This is a genomic window from Bradyrhizobium sp. NC92 (genome assembly GCF_025200865.1).
GTDB lineage: Bacteria > Pseudomonadota > Alphaproteobacteria > Rhizobiales > Xanthobacteraceae > Bradyrhizobium.
Map to the genome: position 1 here is coordinate 2,378,113 of NZ_CP104171.1, position 20,653 is coordinate 2,398,765.

Genomic DNA, 20,653 nt, shown 5'->3' on the forward strand with positions numbered 1-20,653 from the left:
TTGATTGGCCTCCATGCTCCTCCCGCGCTAGGGTAAGGGCTCCCACCACTTCTTTTCCGTCACCAAAGGTCTGCTCACGCGGCATCGCCGCGCGCATCCGGTGGGCTGAATATCTCGGGAGCCTGTTTCATGGACCATCTGAAAACACAGGGCATCAGCATGCCCAAGCTCGGCCTCGGCACCTTCCGCATGCAGGGCGATGCCTGCCGTGCCGCGGTCGAGAGCGCGCTTTCCATCGGCTATCGCCACATCGACACCGCCGAGATGTACGCCAACGAGGAGGCGATCGGCGCGGCCATCGCCGCGTCCGGCGTGCCGCGCGGTGAGCTGCACGTCACCACGAAAGTCTGGCACGAGAACCTCAGCCCCGATGCGATCCGCCGCGCTTTCGGCGCCAGCCTCAGGAAGCTCGGGCTCGACCATGTTGATCTCTATCTCGTGCACTGGCCGTCGAAGGCCGCGAACTGGGGCGCGGTGTTCGAGACCCTGATGAAGCTCAAGGAGGAGGGGCGCACGCGCGCCATCGGCGTTGCCAATTTCACCACCGCGCTGCTCAAGGTCGCGGTCGAGGAGATCAATGCGCCGATCGCCTGCAACCAGGTCGAATATCACGCCATGCTCGATCAATCGAAGGTGCTCGCCTATCTCCAGGCGAGGTCGATCCCGCTGGTTGCCTATTGTCCGCTCGCGCAGGGACGTTTCGCGACCGACCCGGTGCTGGCCGACATCGGCGCCAGGCACAATGCCACCGCCGCGCAGCTCGCGTTGAAATGGCTGCTCGACCAGGACGGCGTCGCCGCGATCCCGAAGGCCTCGCGTCGCGAGAGCCAGCAGGCCAATCTCGACGCGCTGAAGATCACGCTCGACGATGCCGACCGCAAGAAGATCGCCGCGCTGGCGAAGGACAGACGCTGCGTCAATCCAGGCTTCGCGCCGGCGTGGGATTAATCGATCTTCACCCTCTCCCCTTGTGGGAGAGGGTGGCTCGCCGCGAAGCGGCGAGACGGGTGAGGGGTCTCTCTCCGCGCATGAGTCTTTCACTTTCGGACTCGCTGACGCAACCCCTCATCCGGCGCTTCGCGCCACCTTCTCCCACAAGGGGAGAAGGAAAAAAGAACGCAAGAAAATGGCCCCGTGAGGGGCCATTCCTTGTCGCGTTGCGCATTAGTCCCAGTGATGGTGGCGATGGCTGCGCTTGATCACGACGACCTTGTCGCCGCGATGGCGCCAGCCATGATGCCAGCCACGGTCATGGTGCATGCGGTATTCGGCGCGAGCGCCGTACGGGCCGTGATGATGATGACCGCGCTTGATCACCACCGTCTCTGCGCTGGCCAGCGTCGGCGCCGCAATCACGATCGCGCCGAGAGCCGCAACCACATAACCAAGCTTCTTCATGCTGTCCTCCTCCAAACGAATGCACATCTAAACCGCAGATTTGCGCGAACGTTCCGGAGAAACGGCGAGAGAATTCTGAACGGATGTTCAGACGAAGGCGTGCTAGTCGCAGCGCTGCTGCGCGGGCGTCTGTGCACCTGTTGCGACGTACTTGCCGTCCCTGATCGTGTACTCGCCGCGCTCGCTGCGATTATAGATCGCGCGCAGGCGGCCGTCCTTCTGCAACAGCAACCCGAACTCGCGCGCCTGACGCAGCAAGGGGAAGTAGACCATCACATTGAGCAGGCCCTCGGCATTGACCGTGGCGGACACGATCTCGTTCTCGTCCATGGCCTCGCCGAAATTGCGCCGGTACATCACCCGGCCGTCTTTCCGGATCTCGTAACTCAGGAGTGCACCCTTGTCGCGGTCTGGCCGGGCAGAGCAATCGACCGCCCAGGAGCCGAGCAGGCCCCATTGCTCCACGGTCACGGCCAGCGTCTCGGCACCGGCCGTGGAGGTGAACGCGACCCACAGCACCGCAGCCGCGATCCAGCGACCCGAACAACGCATCATGTCCTGAGAAACCCCGCCTCGACGAATTCCAAAGTCTAGCATTCCGCGCGCGGTCGTCCACGGCAGTCGTCGATCGCGCGCGAATTTGATCCGCGTCAATGAGGCAGGGCGTTTCGAAGGTAAGATGGCATTTCCCGAAGGCGAACGTGGATAGAGCAATGCTGAATCAAGTCATGGATTTTGCGGGCGAAGTGCTGCCGGGGAGCTGCGCCGTGCCGCCCTATTCCGAGACCGCGTTTCTGGCCGAGCTGGGCGACCGCCTGAGGTCCTCGCGCACCCGCTGCGACCTGTCGCGCCGGGAGCTGGCCCGCCGCTCCGGGATTTCCGAGCGCTATATCGCCCAGATCGAGGCCGGCAAGGGCAACGTCTCCATCGTCCTGTTGCTGCGGCTCGCTTCCGCGATCCACGGCAGTCAGCCACAGGCGGCATGAGGAGACGCTCGACCAGGCCTCAGGCCCGCTTCTCCACATTGGCGCTACGCGCCGGCACGCCGAACTCCTTGCGGCACACTTCGGCCAGCACGGCGACGCCGTCGCGGATCTGCTGGTGCGAGGGGCTGGCAAAGCACAGCCGCAGCCGCGATGCGGAATGGCCCTTGTTGGTCGACCATTCCGGCCCCGGATTGATCGAGACGCCGGCGGCGAGCGCGGCCTGATACAGCTTCAGCGTATCGACCTGGTCGGGGAGCTTGACCCACAGGAAGATGCCGCCCTTGGGCGCCTCGAATTCGGCGGCGGTCCCGAACTGCTCGTTCAGGGCTTCCATCAGCGTGTCGAGCTTGCTCCGCAGTGCCTTGGTCAGGGCCGGCACGTGGCTTGAAAAATGCGGCTTGCAATAGCTGGCGAGCACCATCTGCTCCAGCGCACCGGAGCCCGCATCCGTCTTCAGCGCCAGCATCCGCGACATCACCTCCCAGGGCGCCACGACGAAGCCGACGCGCAGCGCCGGCGCGATCGATTTCGAGAACGAGCCGATATGAATCACGCCGCCGTTCGGGCTCATCGCGTAGAGCGCAGGCGGCCGCTGCCCCGACCAGACGAGGTCGGCATAGCAATCGTCCTCGAAGATGGGCACGCCATATTCGGTCGCGAGCCGCACCAGCTCGGTGCGGCGGCTCTCGGGCATGATGCTGCCGGTCGGGTTCTGCACCGTCGGAATGGTGTAGATGTATTTCGGCCGGATGCCGCGGCGCTTCAGGTCGGCCAGCGTGGAGGCCAGCAGGTCCATGCGCATGCCGTCCTTATCGAGGGGAATGCCGACGACGTTGACGCCGAGCCGCGCCAGTCGTGTCAGGGAGCCCTGATAGCTCTCCTGCTCGAAAATCACGGTGTCGCCGCGCGTCAGCAGGGTGGCGTTGACGAGGTCGAGGGCCTGGAGCGAGCCGGAGACGATCAGGAGATCGTCGACCGTGCAGCTGATTCCGGCATCGCGCCTGAGTTTCGCCACCAGGAATTCGCGCAAGGGGAGGTAGCCCTGCGGCCCATGCGCCAGCCCGTAAGTGGCGAGCGAGCGGCCCTCGTGCCGCAGCACCGTGGTGGCCGCTTCGATCAGCTCGTCGAGCGGCACCTGTTCGGAATCGTTATTACCGCCGACGAAGCTGTATTTGGCAAGGCCCGTCCAGCGCGCAGAAGGGGCCGGCAGCCCTGCTGGAAACAGGGGCGCGAAATCGAAGCTGGACGTCATGGGAGCGTTCCTCGTTTTGTTCTTGTTGAGCGTCGGCTTTGCGCCGGCCGCCTTACTTCTTGCCGGCCGTCCTGGTCGGACGGCCTTGGCTGATGAAAGCGTAATGCGCGTTGGCGATGCCGCCAACCATCAAGGCTTCGACCACCGGCTCGGCGATCTCGCCCGTGGCGGCCCAGTCGACCAGGAAATTGGCACCGGTCCCGCCGCGCACGTCGTCGGTCGGAATGAAGATCGAGACGGTGGCGAGCGGCCTCAACGCCACCGGCGTCTTCAGATAGCTCTCGACCTGCTTGCCTGCGGTGTCGAAATAGGCGATGCGTTTGATGACCAGCGGCTGGGTCTCGGAGGCGTTGTGAACGCTCAGCGTCACCGAGAAGTCGACACGCAGCTTGCCCTGGCTCATCGCGACGCTGGAATAGGCGGGCACGTAGAAACCGCCGGAAACGGCGAGGTCTTCCTTCGGCAGTGGGGTGAGCGATTCGGCAAAGTTTTGTTCGATATTGACCTTGGATTGCGCGGCGGCGGGCACGGCAAAGGCGAGGGGACTGAGCAGCATGGCTGCGATGAGCCCATTCCGCATGTGACGAATTGCTCGCTTGCCGCACCGCAACCCGTCTCTAGGGTGCGGCAAAACGGACCAATTTGGCATGCACGAGCTCATTCGCGACATCACTCTCTCTATCCTGTTTGCCTGGATGCTGGGCCTGCTCGCCCATTTCGCCCGGCAACCGCTGATCCTGGCCTACCTTATCGCCGGCTTCTGCATAGGTCCATTCGGCGCCGGCTGGGTCCATTCGCAGGAATCGATCAGCGTCATCTCCGAGCTTGGCCTGATCTTCATGCTGTTCATGATCGGGCTCGAGATCGACCTGAAGAAGATCGTGCGGGCAGGGCGGGTGATTCTGTTCGCGGCGGGCAGCCAGCTGCTCGGCGGCTGCCTGCTCGGGGTTCTATTCTTCGTCGGCATCGGCCTGTCGCTCGGCGGCGGGCATTTCGATGCGGTCTATCTCTGCGTCGCCTGCGCGCTCTCCAGCACCGTCATCATCGTCAAGGTGCTCTACGAGAAGCGCGAGCTCGACACGCTGCCGGGTCGCATCACCCTCGGCGTGCTGGTGCTGCAGGACATCTTCGCCATCCTGTTCCTGGCGGTGCAGCCGAGTCTCGCCAATCTGCAGGTCAGCGTCATCCTGCTCTCGATCGGCCGCGTCGCGGTGCTGGTCGCCGCCGCGCTGCTGGTCAGCCGTTACGTGCTGCCGCGCCTGTTCCACCAGATCGCCAGGCGGCCCGAGCTGATCCTGCTCGGCGCGCTGGCCTGGTGCTTTCTCGTCGCCGAGACCGCCGAGCGACTGTCGCTGTCGCGCGAGATGGGCGCGCTGATCGCCGGCGTCTCCCTCTCGACCTTCCCTTACGCGCTCGACGTCACCGCCAAGGTCACCACGCTGCGGGACTTCTTCATCACGCTGTTCTTCGTCGCGCTCGGCATGACCATTCCCGTGCCCGGCCTCTCGGTGATCGGTCTTGCCTTGATGATCGCGGCGTTCACGGTGGCAAGCCGCCTCGTCACGACGTTCACGCCGCTCTACCTGATGAAGCAGGGCCTGCGCGCCAGCCTGCTGCCGGCGCTCAACCTCGCGCAGATCTCCGAATTCTCGCTGGTGGTGATCCAGACCGGCGTCACCGACCGCCACATCGCGGCCGAGACGGCGAATGCCGCCTCCTTCGCCTTCGTGGTGCTGGCGGTGCTCTCGACCTTCGTGATGACCCGCAGCGACCAGATCACCCGCTGGGCGATCGGCCCGTTGAAGCGGATCGGCCTGCGCGATCTCGACCATGGCAACGGCCATGCCGAGGAGGGCCACGAGGGCGGCCATGGCGAAGCCCGCCGCATCGTGATCCTCGGCTTTTTCCGTGCGGCGAGCGCGCTTCTCGCCGAGATCGAGCGGCAGGCACCGGTGCTGCTCGACCAGATCACCGTGATCGACTTCAACCCCAATGTGTACAAGACCCTGCTTTCGCGCGGCCTGCATGTGATCTACGGCGACATCAGTAGCGCTGACACGCTGCTCCATGCCGGCGTCGGCAAGTCCGAGATGATCATCCTCAGCGTGCCGGATTCGCTATTGAAGGGCGCCACCAACGAGAAGCTGGTCCGCCACGTCCGCGCGCTCAATCCGACCGCCCTGATCGTGGCGACGGCCGACCTGTTGGCCGACGTCGACGCGCTCTACGAGGCCGGCGCCAGCTACGTCACCGTGACCCGGCTCAGCGATGCCCATGAGCTGTTTACCGTGATCGAAGCCGCCCAGGCCGGCCTGCTCGCGGACAAGCGCGCCGAGCTCGATCTGCGCCTCGGCGAGCGCCGCGAGGTGCTGCCCTGACGGCGTCGGGTCGTCTTCCTTGCCGCCTTCCTTGCGGGCAATCCGCGCCTATATCGCTGATATGCCCGGTGCAAGCCTGAAACCGATCGGCAGGCCCGCCCTCAGGCATATGTGGTTGCGCTGGGGAGACTAGCGCCCCGACCCAAGTCCGGCTAAGCCTCCCGGCCATAACCGATAGAGATTGGGAAATGCCCGATAGCGTTCAGGAAGTCTTGCAGGCCTTTGCCCGGGGTGAGCTCGTGGTCGTTACCGACGACGAGGACCGCGAGGGCGAGGGCGATCTGATCGTCGCCGCCTCGCTCTGCACCGCCGAGAAGATGGCCTTCATCATCCGCCATACCTCCGGCATCGTCTGCGCGCCCGTGACGACCGAGGACGCGCGCCGGCTGCGGCTCGACCCGATGGTCGCCCACAACGATTCCGCGCACACCACCGCGTTCACGGTCTCGATCGACTACAAGGCCGACGGCGGCACCGGCATCTCCGCCGATGAGCGCGCCTCGTGCTGCCGCGCGCTCGCCAATCCCAATGTCGGCGCCAACGATTTCGCCCGGCCCGGCCACATCTTCCCGCTGATCGCCAAGGACGGCGGCGTGCTGCTTCGCTCCGGCCATACCGAGGCCGCCGTCGACCTCTGCAAGCTTTCCGGCCTGCCGCCGGTCGGCGTCATCAGCGAACTCATGAACGACGACGGCAGCGTGATGAAGGGGGAGCAGGTCGCGCAGTTTGCGGTCAGGCACAAGCTCAAGCACGTCACCATCGCGGACATGATCGCCTACCGCCAGGCGCGCGAGAAGCTGATCGAGCGGGTCTCGACCTTCGTCACCGACAGCCCGATCGGCCCCTTGCAGGGCTACGCCTACCGCTCGCCGTTCGATTCCATCGCCCACGTCGCCTTCGTCTACAACGGCGTCGGCGACGGCAAGAACGTGCTGACGCGCTTCCACAAGCCGAACATCGTCAAGGACACCTTCACCGGCCACAAGCGCATGGCCGCCGTGCTCGAGCATTTCAAGAAGACCGGCCGTGGCGTGCTGGTCTACTTGCGCGATGGCGCGGCCGGCGTGCCCGTTTCGCCGCTGCCGGACGAGACGTCGACGGAGGCCGACCGCAACCGCCAGTGGCGCGAGGTCGGCGTCGGCGCGCAGATCTTGCGCGACCTCGGCGTCACCTCGATCCGGCATCTCACCTCGTCGGTGCACGACTACAAGGGTCTGTCGGGCTTCGGTATCGAGATCGTCGCCAACGAGCAGCTCGAAATCTGACCGCATCGTTTCCGGTTTGCGCCGTTGCGCGACCCGGAATGACCGAAACCAGGATGCAATTGCACTTGTTGCCGCGGCGCTTTAATTTGTCGGGCAATATTTAGACGGAACCAGACGCGAAAGGACGTTTCATGAGCGTGCGCCCTCAGGCCAAGGACAAGCCGGCTGCGGCTTCTTTCCAGTGGGACGATCCGTTCCTGCTCGACGAGCAGCTCACCGAAGACGAGCGCATGGTGCGCGACACCGCCCGCGCCTATGCCCAGGACAAGCTGTTGCCGCGCGTCTCCAAGGCCTATCTCGAGGAGAAGACCGACCGCGAGATCTTCAACGAGATGGGCGAGCTCGGCCTGATCGGCATCACGCTGCCTGAGGAATATGGCTGCGCCAATGCGAGCTACGTCGCCTATGGCCTCGTCGCGCGCGAGATCGAGCGGGTCGATTCCGGCTATCGCTCGATGAACTCGGTGCAGTCCTCGCTGGTGATGTACCCGATCTACGCCTATGGCGACGAGAACCAGCGCAAGAAGTACCTGCCCAAGCTCGCCAGCGGCGAGTGGGTCGGCTGCTTCGGCCTGACCGAGCCCGATGCCGGCTCAGATCCGGCCGGCATGAAGACCCGCGCCGAGAAGGTGTCGGACGGCTATCGCCTCACCGGCAGCAAGATGTGGATCTCGAACGCGCCGATCGCCGACGTCTTCGTGGTCTGGGCCAAGTCGGCCGCGCACGACAACCAGATCCGCGGCTTCGTGCTGGAGAAGGGCATGAAGGGCCTGTCGGCCCCGAAGATCGGCGGCAAGCTCTCGCTTCGCGCCTCCATCACCGGCGAGGTGGTGATGGACGGCGTCGTGGTCCCCGAGGACGCGCTGCTGCCCAACGTCTCCGGGCTCAAGGGCCCGTTTGGCTGCCTCAACCGCGCCCGCTACGGCATCTCCTGGGGTGCGCTGGGTGCCGCCGAGGACTGCATGCACCGCGCCCGTCAATACACGCTCGACCGCAAGCAGTTCGGCAAGCCGCTCGCCGCCACCCAGCTGGTGCAGAAGAAGCTTGCGGACATGGAGACCGAGATCGCGCTCGGCCTTCAGGGCTCGCTCCGCGTCGGCCGCCTGATGGACGAGGGCAAGTTCGCGCCCGAGATGATCTCGATCATGAAGCGCAACAATTGCGGCAAGGCCCTCGACATCGCCCGCACCGCCCGCGACATGCACGGCGGCAACGGCATCTCGATCGAGTATCACGTGATGCGCCACGTCCATAACCTCGAGACGGTCAACACCTATGAGGGCACCCACGACGTCCACGCCCTGATCCTGGGCCGCGCGATCACGGGCATTCAGGCGTTTTTCTAGTCATTGTGTTTTCCGCCGCGGCTAGTTGCTCTACTGTCATCGCCCGCCTTGTGCGCAGTTGCGCACTGGGGCGGGCGATCCAGTAACCCAGAGACTTCGCTTTTGTCACTGGCGCCGCGGCGTACTGGATACCCCGCCTTCGCGGGGTATGACGGCAGAGAGTGTGGCGACAGGAAGTCCCATGTCCGACAATGACGACGTCCCGTTCAACCGCAACTTTCCGCTGAAGCCCGGCATCGTCGAGGAGGTCCGCCCCGGCGTGCGGCGCGTGCTCTGCAACAATCCGAGCCCGTTCACCTTCACGGGGACGGTCAGCTACATCGTAGGCCGAGGCAATGTCGCGATCATCGATCCCGGTCCTGACGATGCGGCGCATGCGGCGGCGCTGCTCGATGCGGTGCGCGGCGAGACGGTGACGCACATCTTCGTCACCCACACCCATCGCGATCATTCGCCGAACACCGCGCGCATCAAGCAGGCGACAGCTGCGCCGGTCTATGCCGAAGGCCCGCATCGCGCCTCGCGGCCGCGCTTCGAGAGCGAGAAGCACAATCCGGAATCCGGCGCCGACCGCGATTTTGCCCCGGACGTCAGCCTCGCGCACGGCGACGTCGTGGAAGGTGACGGCTGGCGGCTCGAGGCCGTCGCAACGCCCGGCCACACGGCCAATCATCTGGCATTCGCCTGGCCCGAGCGAAAATTCAATTTCGTGGGCGACCACGTCATGGGCTGGTCGACCTCGATCGTGGCGCCGCCGGACGGCTCGATGATCGACTACATGGACTCGCTCGACCGGCTCGCGGCCCGCGAGGAGGATCTCTACTTCTCGGGCCATGGCCCCGAGATTCCCGAGGGCCAGCGCTTCGTGCGCTTCCTGATCCGTCACCGCAAGGCGCGCGAGGCCTCGATCCTGCACCGTCTCGCCAAGGGCGAGACCGACATCCCGACCATGGTCCGCGCGATCTATATCGGTATCGATCCGCGCCTGACGACGGCGGCGGGCTATTCCGTTCTGGCGCACCTGGAAGACCTGGTCGCGCGCGGCGTGGTGGCGACGGATGGCGATCCCGTGATCGGCGGGACCTATCGGATGGCCTGAGGGCGAATAGCGAATGGGGAGTAGCGGTTGGGCGGCTCCATTCGCTATTCGCTACTCCCCATTCGCCAATTTCACTTCTTCACCGTCTTCGCCGGCGCCTTGGGCGGTGCGACCGGGGTTTTCTTCACCGGCTTGAGCGCGTCGGCATCGGCGGCGGTGTTGAGGTCGTCGATGAATTTCTTGACGCGCGCGGCGTTGCTGCCGAGGTCGCTGTCGAAATTGCGCGACGCAGAACGGATGTCGACGCGGGAATCATCGCCATCCGGCACGACCCTGATCGAAACGTCCTCGCGGAAACCCATGATCGGCGTGCGCGCGACCGCCTCGATGCGGCCGATGCGGCGTGGCGGCTGCGGTGCGCGCTCGTCGATCACGATCCATTTGCGCTTGTGGACGAGCTGGAGCGCGATTGCATAGGCGCGGTCGACCGGGATCTCGAGCTCGACGGGCTCGATGTCGGGATAGAAATGGCGCTGCTGCTCCGCCGAATAGAGACCGGCATAGACCGCGGTGTTGGTGCCCTCGCCGGTGCGCAGGCGCGCCAGCGCGTCGAAGCGCGGCGGATCGATCGGGTCGGTGGTGATGTCGTAGATCGACGGCAGCTTGCGATATTGAAAGGCCAGATAGGCGGGGTAGGCGAGGATCGCCCCGTCGATCAGGAAGGCAAGCAGGATGCGGGCCATGCCGCGCGAGCCGTTCTGCCAGATCGCGGCAAAGCCGGCGAGCCCGAACAGGATCGAGAGGCCGGCGATCGCGATGCCGCCGATGAACGTCGCAAGCGCCGGCTTCGGCTCCAGGAAATCGAAGCGGACGACGATGATCGACACCACCACCGCCACCACCGCGAACACGGCCAGATTGCGCGCCCAACTCGCGAGGCTGGACACGGGCTCCGACTGGTAGGGAGCGGAAAACCTGCGGGCCATCGGGTGAAGCTCTGCCGGATGTTGGGCGCGATGCCGGCCGATCTGGCGCGACGATAGGACCGTTGAGACCACGGCGCGGGGGCAAATTCAAGGGTCGATCACCCTCCCCTGGAAGGGGAGGGTCGATCGCGCGCAGCGCGAGCGGGGTGGGGTGATCTCTCCGCACGGGCACCGCTATTGGGGAGAGACTGTCACCCCCACCCCGGCTCACATCGCTGACGCGCTGCGAGCCGACCCTCCCCCTCCAGGGGAGGGTGGCACCAACGATTACGCCGCAGCGTTCGGGAAGCGATAATCCTTGAACTGGTCGCGCAGCGCCGTCTTCAGGATCTTGCCGGTGGCGGTGTGCGGAATGCCGTCGACGAAAGCGACGTCGTCGGGCATCCACCATTTGGCGATCTTGCCGTCCATGAACTTGAGGATGTCCTCGCGCGTGGCCTGCTGGCCCTGCTTGAGCTGCACGATCAGGAGCGGCCGCTCGTCCCACTTCGGGTGGAACACGCCGATCACGGCGGCTTCCGCCACGGCGGGGTGGCCGACCGCGAGGTTTTCGAGGTCGATCGAGGAGATCCACTCGCCGCCGGACTTGATCACGTCCTTGGAGCGGTCGGTGATCCGCATATAGCCGTCCTCGTCGATGGTCGAGACGTCGCCGGTGTCGAAGAAGCCGTCCTCGTCGAGGATGTTGCTGTCGACGCGGTAATAGGCCTTGGCGACGGCGGGCCCGGAGACCTTGAGGCGGCCGAACGTCTTGCCGTCCCAGGGCAGCTCCTTGCCGGCATCGTCGGTGATCTTCATCTGCACGGCGAAGGGCGCATAGCCCTGCATCTGCAGCACGTCGAGCCTGGCATCGCCGGTGGCATTCTGGAACGGCGGCTTCAGCGCCGCGACGCTGCCGATCGGGCTCATCTCGGTCATGCCCCAGGCATGGCGGACGTTCGAGCCCATGTCGAGGAAGGCCTTGATCATCGAACGCGGCATCGCCGAGCCGCCGCAGATCACCATCTTCAGATCCGGCAGCTTGAGATTGTTGGCGGTCATGTGCTGGAGCAGCATCAGCCATACCGTCGGCACGCCGGCGGTGTGCGTCACCTTCTCGGTCGAGAGCAGCTCATAGACCGAGGCGCCGTCGAGCTTGGCGCCCGGCATCACCAGCTTGGTGCCCTGCGAGGGGGCGGAGAAGGCGATGCCCCAGCTGTTGGCATGGAACAGCGGAACGACCGGCAGCATTGTCTCGGACGCACTGGTGCCGAGCGCGTCGACGTTGTTGGCCATCAGCGCGTGCAGCACGTTGGAGCGATGCGAATACAGCACACCCTTGGGATCGCCGGTCGTGCCGGAGGTGTAGCACATCGCCGCCGCCGTGTTCTCGTCAAAGTCCTTCCATTTGAATTTGCCGTCGGCCTGCGCAATCCAGTCCTCGTAGGCCACCGCGTTCTTCAGCGTGGTCTCCGGCATGTGCGCCTTGTCGGTGAGCACGATGTAGCGCTCCACGCTTGGCAGCTTGTCCGCGATCTTCTCCAGGATCGGAACGAAGGTGAGATCGGTCATCACGATGCGATCCTGCGCATGATTGATGATCCAGGCGATCTGTTCGGGGAAAAGGCGGGGATTGACGGTATGGCAGATGGCGCCGATCCCCATGATGCCGTACCAGACCTCGAGATGGCGCCAGGTGTTCCAGGCGATCGTTGCGACACGGTCGCCGAGCTTGATGTCGTCGCGCTCCAGCATCTGCGAGACCTTGAGCGCGCGCTGGTGGATCTCGGCGTAGGTGGTGCGATGGATCGGACCCTCGACCGAGCGTGTGACCACCTCCTGCTTGCCATGAATCCTGGCGGCGTGTTCGATGATTCGGTGGCAGAGCAGGGGCCAATCTTGCATCAAACCAAGCATTCCGACGTTCCTCCGAGAAGTCGCTGGGCGCATTGTCGCTCTCAGCGTTGGGCCAAAGAATTGACATGAGTTTTAGCCTGCCGGACTTTCGCCGCAAATGGTCTTGTCGCGGCTATATGTCCGCTGGCGCGGCAATGGTTACCGCTGCGGCGGGGCTATTGCTGCTCGCCGAAAGGGCAGAGGCGCGGAAATATCCTGCGCCGCTCGATATCTTCAACCTTGGAGCACCAAAGCCCCGCGCAACCGTTCGCCCCGCCAGGATTCCGCTGCCGAAGCCGCGTCCCGAGGACGCCCCCAAAGCGTCGGATGAGGGGGCGCCGCAGGCAGACGGCAAGCCGTCCCCCGACAAGCCAGGCGCGGACAAGCCCGCCGAGGCCGCGCCGCCGCCCGAGAAGCAGGCCTCGGCCTGCCGGCTGGCGCTGACCGAGGAGATCGCGATCGCGCCGTCCATTCCGGATATCCGCGGCCCCGGCGCCTGCGGCGGCGAGGATCTGGTGCGGCTGGAGGCCATCGTGCTGCCGGACAAGCGCAAGGTGACGGTGAAGCCCGCGGCGATCCTCCGCTGCACCATGGCGTCCGCGCTCGCGGATTGGCTGCGCAAGGACATCGTGCCCCTGGCCGCCAGCCTCGGCTCGCCCATCAGCGACCTCGATAATTTCGATTCCTTCGAGTGCCGCGGCCGCAACCGCGTCGCTGGGGCGATGCTGTCCGAGCACGGCAAAGCCAATGCCATCGACATCCGCGCCATCAAGCTCGCCAATGGGCAGTCGATCGGCCTCACCGACCGCGCCACGGCGCGCGAGGTGCGCGAGCGCGTGCTGCATTCGGTCTGCGCGCGCTTTTCCACCGTGCTCGGCCCGGGCTCGGACTGGTACCACGAGGACCACATCCATCTCGATCTCGCCCAGCGGCGCAACGACTACCGGATCTGCCAGTGGAACGTCTGGGATCCGCTGCCGCAGGTCGCTCCGCTACTGCCGGCGGAACGTCCGGAGGAGGCCCCGCCGCGCGAGGTCGCGGCCAAACCCGAGGCAAAGGAGGGCGCCCACGACGGAGGGGCGGAGACACCTCCTGCACCGGCAGACAAGCCGGCGGCGGGTGGCAACAAAGGCCGGTCGCACCAATCGGCAACAAAAAAGCGCCGGTGAAACCGGCGCTTTTGAAAAGCCTCAGGCAAGGCCTGCTCAGTAGGATGAACTGGAACCGCCGCCCTGGAGCGCGAGGCGCGAATTGTAGGGCGAATCGCCGTGCTTCGGCTCGAGCACCACGACGAGGGTGCCGACCTTGACGCGATCATAGAGATCGATCGCGTCCTCGTTGGTCAGGCGGATACAGCCGGACGAGATCGAGGCGCCGATATATTCCGGCTGGTTGGTGCCGTGGATGCGGAACAGCGTGTCCTTGCCTCCGGAATACAGGTACAGCGCACGGGAGCCCATCGGATTGTCCGGACCCGGCGCGACATAGGTCGGCACACCCAGGCGCGAAATTTCGCTGGGGGTGGGGTGCCAGGCCGGCCACTCGGTCTTGCTGCCCACCTTGGCGATGCCCGACCAGGCCATCGCCTCTTCACCGACGGTGATGCCGTAGCGGATCGCCTTGCCGCCATCCAGCACGTAATAGAGGTAATGGTTGTCGGAATCGACCACGATCGAGCCGGGCGTTTCCTTGCGGTGGTACTGGACGATGGCGCGGCGGAACGGCTCGGCGACCGGGGTGTTTTCGTACCGGACCTTGGCGAGGAGCTCCTTGTCCTTCGGCTTGAAGGCTTTGGTGTCGGCCGCCTCATAATGAGTGGCCTGCATGCAGCCCGACAGCATCAGGCCAGCGGCCAAAATCCCAAACATAACTTTCAGCGACGACATGGTTTGGTTCCAATCAAAACAATACCGTGCGGAAGGGGCCTGAGCTTAGCGCCCAAGTTCCTCGACTCCGTTAATCCCATTATCGTTGAAATCTGCCACAATTCCAGCGCTGAAGCCGTTTTCCCGCGCTGCAAGACCCCAGCTGTGGCTTTTCTGCCGCAAATTTGGGGTTACTGCGAAGGTTTTTTGGCCAGACGCGCCAAACTGTTCCTTCCGCGCCACAGTTGAGCCCCGGCGGTGCCGCAAATGCAAACGCTCCGTTAATGTTGTTGTCATCGTGAACCTGCCAGAATCGCGCTAAGGGCTGTCGTTCTGTCGCAGGATCTCTGGAGCTTTTGATGTTTTGGGCGTTCGTTCCCTCCGAGGCCTCCCTCAAGAAGGCGGTTATCGAAGATCTCACGGCGTTGCCGGACAACGCAGTCTGGATCGACCTCGTCAACCCCACGGCCGCCGAGGACAAGGCCGTGGAGCGGCTGGCGGGCATCGCCATTCCGACCCGGGAAGACATGCAGGAGATCGAGATCTCCAGCCGGCTCTATATGGAGAACGGCGCGCGCTACATGACCGCGACGCTGATGTGCCACTCCGATACCGACATGCCCCGGACCACGGCGGTGACCTTCATCCTCGGCGACCATCGCCTGGTGACGGTGCGCTACGACCTGCCCAAGCCCTTTGCGCTGGTCGAAGCCAAGCTCGCCCGCTCCTGTACCCCGTCGATCACCGGCGAGATGGTGCTGATGGAGCTCCTGGACGCCGTGATCGACCGCTGCGCCGATATTCTGGAGCGCTGCGGTGCCGAGATCGACCAGGTCTCCCACGACATCTTCGAGCCGGAGAGCGAGCGCCACGGCCATGCCAAGCAATATTCCCAGATCCTGATCTCGATCGGCCGCAAGGGCGATTTGACCTCGAAGGTTCGCGAGAGCCTGGTGTCGATCGGCCGCGTCGTGACGTTCCTGTCGGCGGTGGTCGAGGGCGTGAAATGGTCGAAGGACATGCGCGAGCAGCTCAAGACCATGCAGCGCGACGTGGCCTCGCTGACCGACCACGCCTCCTATCTCTCCAGCAAGATCACTTTCGTGCTCGACGCCATGCTCGGCGTCGTCAATCTCGAGCAGAACAACATCATCAAGCTGTTTTCGGTCATGGCTGTTGTCCTGATGCCGCCGACGCTGATCGCATCGGTCTACGGCATGAACTTCAAGGTGATGCCGGAACTCGAATGGGTGCACGGCTACCCGATGGCGCTGGTGATGATGCTGATCGCTGCCATCGTTCCGTACTGGATCTTCAAGTTCAAGAAGTGGCTGTAGGAATCACGCTCCAGCAAAGATACCTACCGAGACCTTACGCTGCTCGCATAGACACGGTGGATCGTGTCGCAGAATAGATCGGCATTGCGGCGACGCGGTGATGTGTGTGTCATGCCGCAATTCCTCCGGTAAAATTTGAGCGGTGGGCTGAACGTTTGCGCGAAACTTGTCTGCGATAAGCATGGCGTAGCCGCGAGGAACAGCCATGGTTGAAAAACACATAACGACGCCCCGCAACGTCATCGAGCTGGCGCACTATCGTCAGGCGGTGACGAGCGGCAAGGCGCCGTCGATGTCGGCACGCCTGTGCCGGCACTGTGGTGCTCCGCTGCTCGATGGTGAGAACGACGACGACTGCTCGACTGCATTCAGCACGGCCGCTCCGCGTCCGCGCGAGAGGTCTCGTCGGATTCGACTCGATTGAGGAACGGAAGGTAAGGGCGATCCAGGTCTTGCGGCGGCGTTGTCTGGATCGCCTTGCTTCCCTAAGCGCTGAATTTCGTCATTGCGAGGAGCCACCCGGTCCCGCCTCCGGCGGACCGGATGACAGGCTCCGCGACGAAGCAATCCAGACTGTCTCCGCGGAGGCAGTCTGGATTGCTTCGCTGCGCTCGCAACGACAAAGGATGGCGGATTGCCTACACGTGCTGGCCGCCGTTGATGTGGATCTCGGCGCCGTTGACGTAAGAAGAGGTGTCCGTGCACAGCACGTAGATGATCTTGGCCACTTCGTCGGGCGTGCCGAGGCGGTGCATCGGGATCTGCTGCTCGACGATCTTTTCGGTGCCGGGCGACAGGATCGAGGTGTCGATCTCGCCCGGGGCGATCGCGTTGACGCGCACGCCGATGCGGCCGAAGTCGGAAGCCATCTCGCGCGTCAGCGCGGCGAGCGCCGCTTTCGAGGTGGCATAGGCGGCGCCGGCGAAGGGGTGCACGCGCGAGCCCGCGATCGAGGTGACGTTCACGACCGAGCCCTTGGCCGCCTTCAATTCCTCGATCAGCCCGCGCGCCATCATGATCGGCGCGAAGAAGTTGACATGGAAGACGTGCGTCCAGGTGTCGAGGTCGGTGTCGACCGAGCCCAGGCGGGAGCCGCCGGGGCCCTTCGGCGAGATCGCGGCGTTGTTGACCAGCGCATGCAGCGTGCCGCCTTCGAGCCGGCTGCGGATCTCGGAGATCGCGCGCGCGGTGTCCTCGGGGTTGCCGAGGTCGACCTGGATGTGGTCCTCAGGGCCGGCATCCCAGGGGCAGTCCTCCGGGAAAGGATGCCGCGAGCAGGTGATGACGCGCCAGCCCGCCGAGGAGAAACGGATCACGGTGGCGTGGCCGATGCCGCGGCTGGCTCCGGTCAGGAGCAGCGTACGGCGCGGCGCATTGGACGAATGCGGCATGGACATCTTTCAGGTCGGCCCGAAGCTTACGGGTACATCCGCGTCTTGGACCACGGTTGGCCGGCGGCGTCACGGCGAAATTCGATGCGGTCGTGCAGGCGGAACGGGCGGTCGTGCCAGAACTCGATCCGGAGCGGAGTGATGCGCCAGCCGCTCCAGCCCGGCGGCCGCGGCACTTCGCCGATGACGTATTTGGCCGCGACCTTGGCGATGGCCTGCTCGAACGCGAAGCGGCTCTCCAGCTCTTGCGATTGCTTGCTCGCCCAGGCGCCGATCTGGGCCTGCTTCGGTCGCGTCGCGAAATAGGCGTCGGCCTCCGCGTCGGTCACCGGCGTCACGTTGCCGCGGATGCGGACCTGACGGCGCAGCGACTTCCAGTGAAAAAGTAACGCTGCCTTAGGATTTGCGGCGAGCTCGCGGCCCTTTTGGCTCGTGATGTGGCTGTAGAACACGAAACCCTCGGTATCGAAGCCCTTCATCAGCACCATGCGCACGTCAGGCAAGCCGTCGGAATCGACGGTTGCGAGCGCCATGGCGTTCGGATCGTTCGGCTCGCTCTTGATCGCCTCGTTCAGCCAGGCCTCGAACAACGCAAATGGCTCGTCGGCAGCGGTGAAATCACCGGATGTTAAGGGTGTCTGGTGTTTCATCGAGGTCGTGTCGGTCATGTCCGGAGTCCGAGTTGCGTCCCGCGGCCCAAAACGCGTTGTTGTCCGCTACCGCCCTATATAGGGCATGGGGACGCGTTGGCCTATCGGCGATCCGGCCGTCCGGCTTCGTCATGACGATGATTCTGATCGGGCTCGGCGCCGGCGGCTGCAGCTTTTCCCGCAACGACAGCACCGCCTATGCCAAGGGCGACGACAGCGACCTCACCGGCTCGATCGCGCGGCCGGCAAAGGACGCTCCCCCGACCGAGACCGATCTCGCCTTCACCCGCAACGCCGCCTCCGACGTGCTCAGCAAGGGCGACAAGGATTCCAGCCAGCATTGGGAGAATCCGGAGACCGGGGCGCGCGGCTCGGTGACGCCCATCGCCCAGTCCTACGCCGCCGAGGACGGGCGCAAATGCCGCGACTTCCTGGCGAGCTACGTCAACGGCAACACCGAAAGCTGGCTCCAGGGCGCCGGCTGCCAAAGCAGCCGTGGCCGTTGGGAGATTCATACGCTAAAGCCGTGGCGGAGCTGAGCACGATCCGGAAAAAGCGGGAACCGGTTTTCCGATAAGGCCATGCTCCAAACATTGAGCTTCAGCTCGCGTTCCTAGTTGCAAAAATGCCACTCTCTTCCCACATGACCGGCAGGTGGGCCGGGGAGCCCTTTGAACAATTCGATTTCTTGAAGGAGACGTGACGAATGCGCGACCCCTATGAGGTCTTGGGGGTGCCGCGGAGCGCCAGCGCTGCCGCGATCAAGAGCGCCTATCGCAAGCTGGCCAAGAAGCACCATCCGGACAGCAACAAGGGTGATCCGAAGGCGGCCGAACGCTTCGCCGAGATCAACTCGGCCAACGAGATCCTCGGCGACGAGGACAAGCGCAAGCAGTTTGACCGCGGCGAGATCGACGCCGATGGCAAGCCGCGCTTCCACGGTTTTCCGGGCGGCGGCGGCCCTCGCGGCCGCGCCGGCCCTGGCGGGTTCGAAAGCTATACGTTCCGAAGCGGCGGTGCGGGCGGCCCGGGCGGCGGCGCGTTCGAGGACATCCTCAACAGCATGTTCGGCGGCGGAATGCGCGGCGCGCGGCCCGGAGCCGGCGGCGGTGCCCAGTTCGAGTTCGACACCGGCGGCGTCGGGCTCGATCTCGACGTCAACGTCGCCATGAGCGTCTCGCTGGAAGAGGCGGTCAAGGGCGGCGAGAAGCGGGTCCGGCTGCCGACGGGCAAGGAGCTCAACGTCAAGATTCCGGCCGGAGTCACCGAGGGCCAACAGATCCGGCTCCGGGGGCAGGGCGAAAGCGCGCAGGGCCATCCGCCCGGCGATCTCCTGATCACCATCAACATCGCGCCGCACCCGTTCTTCAAGGTCGAGGGCGCCGACCTCAGGATCGACCTGCCTGTCACACTTTACGAGGCGGTGCTCGGCGGCAAGGTCCGCGTGCCCACCCTCGGCAATGCCGTGGAGCTCTCGGTCCCCAAAAACACCTCCAGCGGCCGGACCTTCCGCCTCAAGGGCAAGGGCCTGCCGAAATCTGGCGGGACCGGGGATCTCTTCGTCACCATCAGGATTATGCTACCGGACGGGAACGACGCCGAGCTTGAAGCATTGATGGAGAAGTGGCGGGACCAACACCCCTACAATCCACGGAGCGGGATTGGCTAAGCATGATCCGGACCCGGAGGGCCGCGTTAGCGCAAAGTGCGTCGCGGTTTTCCGCAAAGATCATGCGCAAACAAAGAGCAAAAGCGCGAGTCATCGCGCTTTAGGGCGCGATCGAACTGAAGGGGTTCTCCTAAAGGACCACGGCGTCATCCGGAGATGATGCTCATCATATGCCTGAGGCGTGGGTCGCGCTTCATGGTTTCGACGTGTCGGCTGTCCGGCGGGGCAGCCGATGAAAAGGTGCGGCCTCGAGAGGGGGACCAGCGCGGTACCAAAAACCCCAATCGAGGCCGCCCGCGTCGATCGGCGGATCGAACGCCACTCATAATCGCGTGAACACCCGGTGCGATAATGAGACGCGTCGATGTCCTGATTCCAAATTTTCGATGACGGAATCTGGGCACCGCGCCTGTGCAGTTGTCTAGGTGCCGTTTTTCTCTGCTTGGTCGTAGACGGCCTGCGCCACCCTGGTCAGCCGCTCGCGATCACTGCTGCCGCTGACGACGTAGCCGACGCCGCGCTCGGACCAGAACAACGCGCCGTCCTTGTCCGTCTTGGCGTAGCGCATTTGCGTTGCACCATTCTCGGTCTTGGCAGAGTAGATCGTGTACCGCTCGCCCGAGGCGCCCTCGTACATCAGGAACGACGCCGGACCGTTCGGGCCCGGCAGCAGCCGGCCGCCCACCAGCTTCAGCCCGCTCGCCTCCAGGTTCGGCGCGAACACGGTCCAGCCGCAGCGCCGGGTCAGCCAGGCCTGCAAGTGATCGCGCTCGTTGCCGCCGACCTCCACGGGATGGCGGACCTCCACGACATAGAGCCGGTGCGCACCGAGCGCGTCCGCCGTAAAGCTCTGGAAGGTCGAGGGTGCGTTGGCGGCGCCATGCGCCACCCAGCCTGCGGTGCCGCCGGCGACGAAGGCAACCAGCACGGCCGCGGCGGCGCCATAGAGCCATTGCCGCGGGCGGCGCTCCAGCCGCTCAAGCTCGAGCCGCGCGGGCACCGGCTCATGGACGACCGAATCGTAACGGGCGTGCAGCATCTCGGCCATGGTCCGCCAGGACTGCACCCGCTCGGCGTCGTCGGGGTAGGCGGCAAGAAAGGCCTCGACGTCGGCGCGTCGCTCAGCCGGCAGCTCGCCGTCGACATAGGCGTGCAGTTCGTCCTCGGTCACTGGGATGTTGCGGTCGTTCATATCGGTCGTCTCTGGCTCTGCGGC

At 64.8% G+C, this 20,653-nt stretch carries 21 protein-coding genes; 11 read left to right on the forward strand and 10 right to left on the reverse strand.

The features are described 5' to 3' along the window. Positions 1–129 precede the first annotated feature (129 nt). Entirely contained in the window at positions 130–948 is an 819-nt protein-coding gene (locus N2602_RS11135) for an aldo/keto reductase (RefSeq protein WP_260382665.1), read from the forward strand. A 216-nt stretch (positions 949–1,164) separates the two neighbouring features. Here the strand turns inward: N2602_RS11135 and N2602_RS11140 are convergent, their stop codons facing one another. Together N2602_RS11140 and N2602_RS11145 are read right to left on the reverse strand one after the other, a co-directional pair. Then, on the reverse strand, positions 1,165–1,398 hold the full coding sequence (locus tag N2602_RS11140; RefSeq protein ID WP_212254669.1) for a hypothetical protein: 234 nt from the start codon (positions 1,396–1,398) through the stop codon (positions 1,165–1,167). A gap of 102 nt (positions 1,399–1,500) precedes the next feature. Next, the gene (locus N2602_RS11145; protein ID WP_172787336.1) at positions 1,501–1,953 is read right to left on the reverse strand and encodes a hypothetical protein; all 453 of its coding nucleotides are present in this window, start codon (positions 1,951–1,953) and stop codon (positions 1,501–1,503) included. Between the two features lie 158 nt (positions 1,954–2,111). On the opposite strand from N2602_RS11145, the gene N2602_RS11150 reads away from it, so the two are divergent. Next, positions 2,112–2,384: a helix-turn-helix domain-containing protein gene (locus N2602_RS11150; RefSeq protein WP_172787337.1), complete on the forward strand. Its 273-nt coding sequence runs from the start codon at positions 2,112–2,114 to the stop codon at positions 2,382–2,384. A 19-nt stretch (positions 2,385–2,403) separates the two neighbouring features. Here N2602_RS11150 and N2602_RS11155 read toward each other — a convergent pair whose 3' ends face one another. Together N2602_RS11155 and N2602_RS11160 are read right to left on the reverse strand one after the other, a co-directional pair. Then, positions 2,404–3,636 (reverse strand): PLP-dependent aminotransferase family protein, encoded by a 1,233-nt coding sequence (locus N2602_RS11155; RefSeq protein WP_260382666.1) that lies wholly within the window; start codon positions 3,634–3,636, stop codon positions 2,404–2,406. A 52-nt stretch (positions 3,637–3,688) separates the two neighbouring features. Beyond that, positions 3,689–4,216 carry a DUF3124 domain-containing protein gene (locus N2602_RS11160; RefSeq protein WP_260382667.1) on the reverse strand — a complete coding sequence of 176 codons (528 nt, stop codon included), beginning with the start codon at positions 4,214–4,216 and terminating at the stop codon, positions 3,689–3,691. Between the two features lie 67 nt (positions 4,217–4,283). On the opposite strand from N2602_RS11160, the gene N2602_RS11165 reads away from it, so the two are divergent. The 4 genes from N2602_RS11165 (at position 4,284) to N2602_RS11180 (ending at position 9,724) form a co-directional block, all read left to right on the forward strand. After that, complete coding sequence (locus N2602_RS11165) at positions 4,284–6,014, forward strand: cation:proton antiporter (RefSeq protein WP_212254672.1); 1,731 nt, start codon at positions 4,284–4,286, stop codon at positions 6,012–6,014. Positions 6,015–6,202: 188 nt separating this feature from the next. Next, positions 6,203–7,279 (forward strand): 3,4-dihydroxy-2-butanone-4-phosphate synthase, encoded by a 1,077-nt coding sequence (gene ribB, locus N2602_RS11170; RefSeq protein ID WP_212254673.1) that lies wholly within the window; start codon positions 6,203–6,205, stop codon positions 7,277–7,279. Between the two features lie 131 nt (positions 7,280–7,410). Next, positions 7,411–8,625 carry an acyl-CoA dehydrogenase gene (locus N2602_RS11175; protein WP_036004014.1) on the forward strand — a complete coding sequence of 405 codons (1,215 nt, stop codon included), beginning with the start codon at positions 7,411–7,413 and terminating at the stop codon, positions 8,623–8,625. Between the two features lie 181 nt (positions 8,626–8,806). Beyond that, positions 8,807–9,724 (forward strand): MBL fold metallo-hydrolase, encoded by a 918-nt coding sequence (locus N2602_RS11180; protein WP_260382668.1) that lies wholly within the window; start codon positions 8,807–8,809, stop codon positions 9,722–9,724. Between the two features lie 71 nt (positions 9,725–9,795). Here N2602_RS11180 and N2602_RS11185 read toward each other — a convergent pair whose 3' ends face one another. Both N2602_RS11185 and N2602_RS11190 read right to left on the reverse strand, forming a co-directional pair. Continuing rightward, on the reverse strand, positions 9,796–10,650 hold the full coding sequence (locus N2602_RS11185) for a DUF1499 domain-containing protein (RefSeq protein ID WP_172787343.1): 855 nt from the start codon (positions 10,648–10,650) through the stop codon (positions 9,796–9,798). 267 nt (positions 10,651–10,917) lie between these two features. Next, a complete protein-coding gene (locus tag N2602_RS11190; RefSeq protein ID WP_172787344.1) occupies positions 10,918–12,546 on the reverse strand; it encodes a fatty-acid--CoA ligase in 1,629 nt (542 codons plus the stop codon). Between the two features lie 65 nt (positions 12,547–12,611). Here N2602_RS11190 and N2602_RS11195 point away from each other — a divergent pair, with 65 nt between their 5' ends. Further along, the gene (locus tag N2602_RS11195; RefSeq protein ID WP_172787345.1) at positions 12,612–13,694 is read left to right on the forward strand and encodes an extensin family protein; all 1,083 of its coding nucleotides are present in this window, start codon (positions 12,612–12,614) and stop codon (positions 13,692–13,694) included. Between the two features lie 36 nt (positions 13,695–13,730). Here N2602_RS11195 and N2602_RS11200 read toward each other — a convergent pair whose 3' ends face one another. After that, the gene (locus tag N2602_RS11200; RefSeq protein ID WP_172787346.1) at positions 13,731–14,411 is read right to left on the reverse strand and encodes a L,D-transpeptidase; all 681 of its coding nucleotides are present in this window, start codon (positions 14,409–14,411) and stop codon (positions 13,731–13,733) included. A gap of 338 nt (positions 14,412–14,749) precedes the next feature. Between N2602_RS11200 and N2602_RS11205 the strand changes: the two genes are divergently transcribed. Both N2602_RS11205 and N2602_RS11210 read left to right on the forward strand, forming a co-directional pair. After that, positions 14,750–15,727: a magnesium transporter CorA family protein gene (locus N2602_RS11205; RefSeq protein WP_172787347.1), complete on the forward strand. Its 978-nt coding sequence runs from the start codon at positions 14,750–14,752 to the stop codon at positions 15,725–15,727. Positions 15,728–15,932: 205 nt separating this feature from the next. Then, positions 15,933–16,151 (forward strand): hypothetical protein, encoded by a 219-nt coding sequence (locus N2602_RS11210; RefSeq protein ID WP_172787348.1) that lies wholly within the window; start codon positions 15,933–15,935, stop codon positions 16,149–16,151. 214 nt (positions 16,152–16,365) lie between these two features. Here N2602_RS11210 and N2602_RS11215 read toward each other — a convergent pair whose 3' ends face one another. Next, positions 16,366–17,118, reverse strand: a complete 753-nt coding sequence (locus N2602_RS11215) for an SDR family NAD(P)-dependent oxidoreductase (protein ID WP_172787349.1) — start codon at positions 17,116–17,118, stop codon at positions 16,366–16,368. Positions 17,119–17,144: 26 nt separating this feature from the next. Further along, positions 17,145–17,786 carry a pyridoxamine 5'-phosphate oxidase gene (gene pdxH / locus N2602_RS11220; protein ID WP_260382669.1) on the reverse strand — a complete coding sequence of 214 codons (642 nt, stop codon included), beginning with the start codon at positions 17,784–17,786 and terminating at the stop codon, positions 17,145–17,147. A 113-nt stretch (positions 17,787–17,899) separates the two neighbouring features. Here pdxH and N2602_RS11225 point away from each other — a divergent pair, with 113 nt between their 5' ends. Both N2602_RS11225 and N2602_RS11230 read left to right on the forward strand, forming a co-directional pair. Continuing rightward, positions 17,900–18,307: an RT0821/Lpp0805 family surface protein gene (locus N2602_RS11225; protein ID WP_172787351.1), complete on the forward strand. Its 408-nt coding sequence runs from the start codon at positions 17,900–17,902 to the stop codon at positions 18,305–18,307. A gap of 167 nt (positions 18,308–18,474) precedes the next feature. After that, the gene (locus tag N2602_RS11230) at positions 18,475–19,437 is read left to right on the forward strand and encodes a J domain-containing protein (protein ID WP_260382670.1); all 963 of its coding nucleotides are present in this window, start codon (positions 18,475–18,477) and stop codon (positions 19,435–19,437) included. A 421-nt stretch (positions 19,438–19,858) separates the two neighbouring features. Here N2602_RS11230 and N2602_RS11235 read toward each other — a convergent pair whose 3' ends face one another. Further along, on the reverse strand, positions 19,859–20,629 hold the full coding sequence (locus tag N2602_RS11235) for an anti-sigma factor (protein ID WP_260382671.1): 771 nt from the start codon (positions 20,627–20,629) through the stop codon (positions 19,859–19,861). Between the last annotated feature and the right edge of the window lie 24 nt (positions 20,630–20,653).

Excerpts from the sequence above, each read along its gene's own strand:
- N2602_RS11135 (WP_260382665.1), top strand. The coding sequence starts at position 130 with ATGGACCATCTGAAAACACAGGGCATCAGCATGCCCAAGCTCGGCCTC.
- N2602_RS11140 (WP_212254669.1), bottom strand. The coding sequence starts at position 1,398 with ATGAAGAAGCTTGGTTATGTGGTTGCGGCTCTCGGCGCGATCGTGATT.
- N2602_RS11145 (WP_172787336.1), bottom strand. The coding sequence starts at position 1,953 with ATGATGCGTTGTTCGGGTCGCTGGATCGCGGCTGCGGTGCTGTGGGTC.
- N2602_RS11150 (WP_172787337.1), top strand. The coding sequence starts at position 2,112 with ATGCTGAATCAAGTCATGGATTTTGCGGGCGAAGTGCTGCCGGGGAGC.
- N2602_RS11155 (WP_260382666.1), bottom strand. The coding sequence starts at position 3,636 with ATGACGTCCAGCTTCGATTTCGCGCCCCTGTTTCCAGCAGGGCTGCCG.
- N2602_RS11160 (WP_260382667.1), bottom strand. The coding sequence starts at position 4,216 with ATGCGGAATGGGCTCATCGCAGCCATGCTGCTCAGTCCCCTCGCCTTT.
- N2602_RS11165 (WP_212254672.1), top strand. The coding sequence starts at position 4,284 with ATGCACGAGCTCATTCGCGACATCACTCTCTCTATCCTGTTTGCCTGG.
- ribB (WP_212254673.1), top strand. The coding sequence starts at position 6,203 with ATGCCCGATAGCGTTCAGGAAGTCTTGCAGGCCTTTGCCCGGGGTGAG.
- N2602_RS11175 (WP_036004014.1), top strand. The coding sequence starts at position 7,411 with ATGAGCGTGCGCCCTCAGGCCAAGGACAAGCCGGCTGCGGCTTCTTTC.
- N2602_RS11180 (WP_260382668.1), top strand. The coding sequence starts at position 8,807 with ATGTCCGACAATGACGACGTCCCGTTCAACCGCAACTTTCCGCTGAAG.
- N2602_RS11185 (WP_172787343.1), bottom strand. The coding sequence starts at position 10,650 with ATGGCCCGCAGGTTTTCCGCTCCCTACCAGTCGGAGCCCGTGTCCAGC.
- N2602_RS11190 (WP_172787344.1), bottom strand. The coding sequence starts at position 12,546 with ATGCTTGGTTTGATGCAAGATTGGCCCCTGCTCTGCCACCGAATCATC.
- N2602_RS11195 (WP_172787345.1), top strand. The coding sequence starts at position 12,612 with ATGAGTTTTAGCCTGCCGGACTTTCGCCGCAAATGGTCTTGTCGCGGC.
- N2602_RS11200 (WP_172787346.1), bottom strand. The coding sequence starts at position 14,411 with ATGTCGTCGCTGAAAGTTATGTTTGGGATTTTGGCCGCTGGCCTGATG.
- N2602_RS11205 (WP_172787347.1), top strand. The coding sequence starts at position 14,750 with ATGTTTTGGGCGTTCGTTCCCTCCGAGGCCTCCCTCAAGAAGGCGGTT.
- N2602_RS11210 (WP_172787348.1), top strand. The coding sequence starts at position 15,933 with ATGGTTGAAAAACACATAACGACGCCCCGCAACGTCATCGAGCTGGCG.
- N2602_RS11215 (WP_172787349.1), bottom strand. The coding sequence starts at position 17,118 with ATGCCGCATTCGTCCAATGCGCCGCGCCGTACGCTGCTCCTGACCGGA.
- pdxH (WP_260382669.1), bottom strand. The coding sequence starts at position 17,786 with ATGACCGACACGACCTCGATGAAACACCAGACACCCTTAACATCCGGT.
- N2602_RS11225 (WP_172787351.1), top strand. The coding sequence starts at position 17,900 with ATGACGATGATTCTGATCGGGCTCGGCGCCGGCGGCTGCAGCTTTTCC.
- N2602_RS11230 (WP_260382670.1), top strand. The coding sequence starts at position 18,475 with ATGCGCGACCCCTATGAGGTCTTGGGGGTGCCGCGGAGCGCCAGCGCT.
- N2602_RS11235 (WP_260382671.1), bottom strand. The coding sequence starts at position 20,629 with ATGAACGACCGCAACATCCCAGTGACCGAGGACGAACTGCACGCCTAT.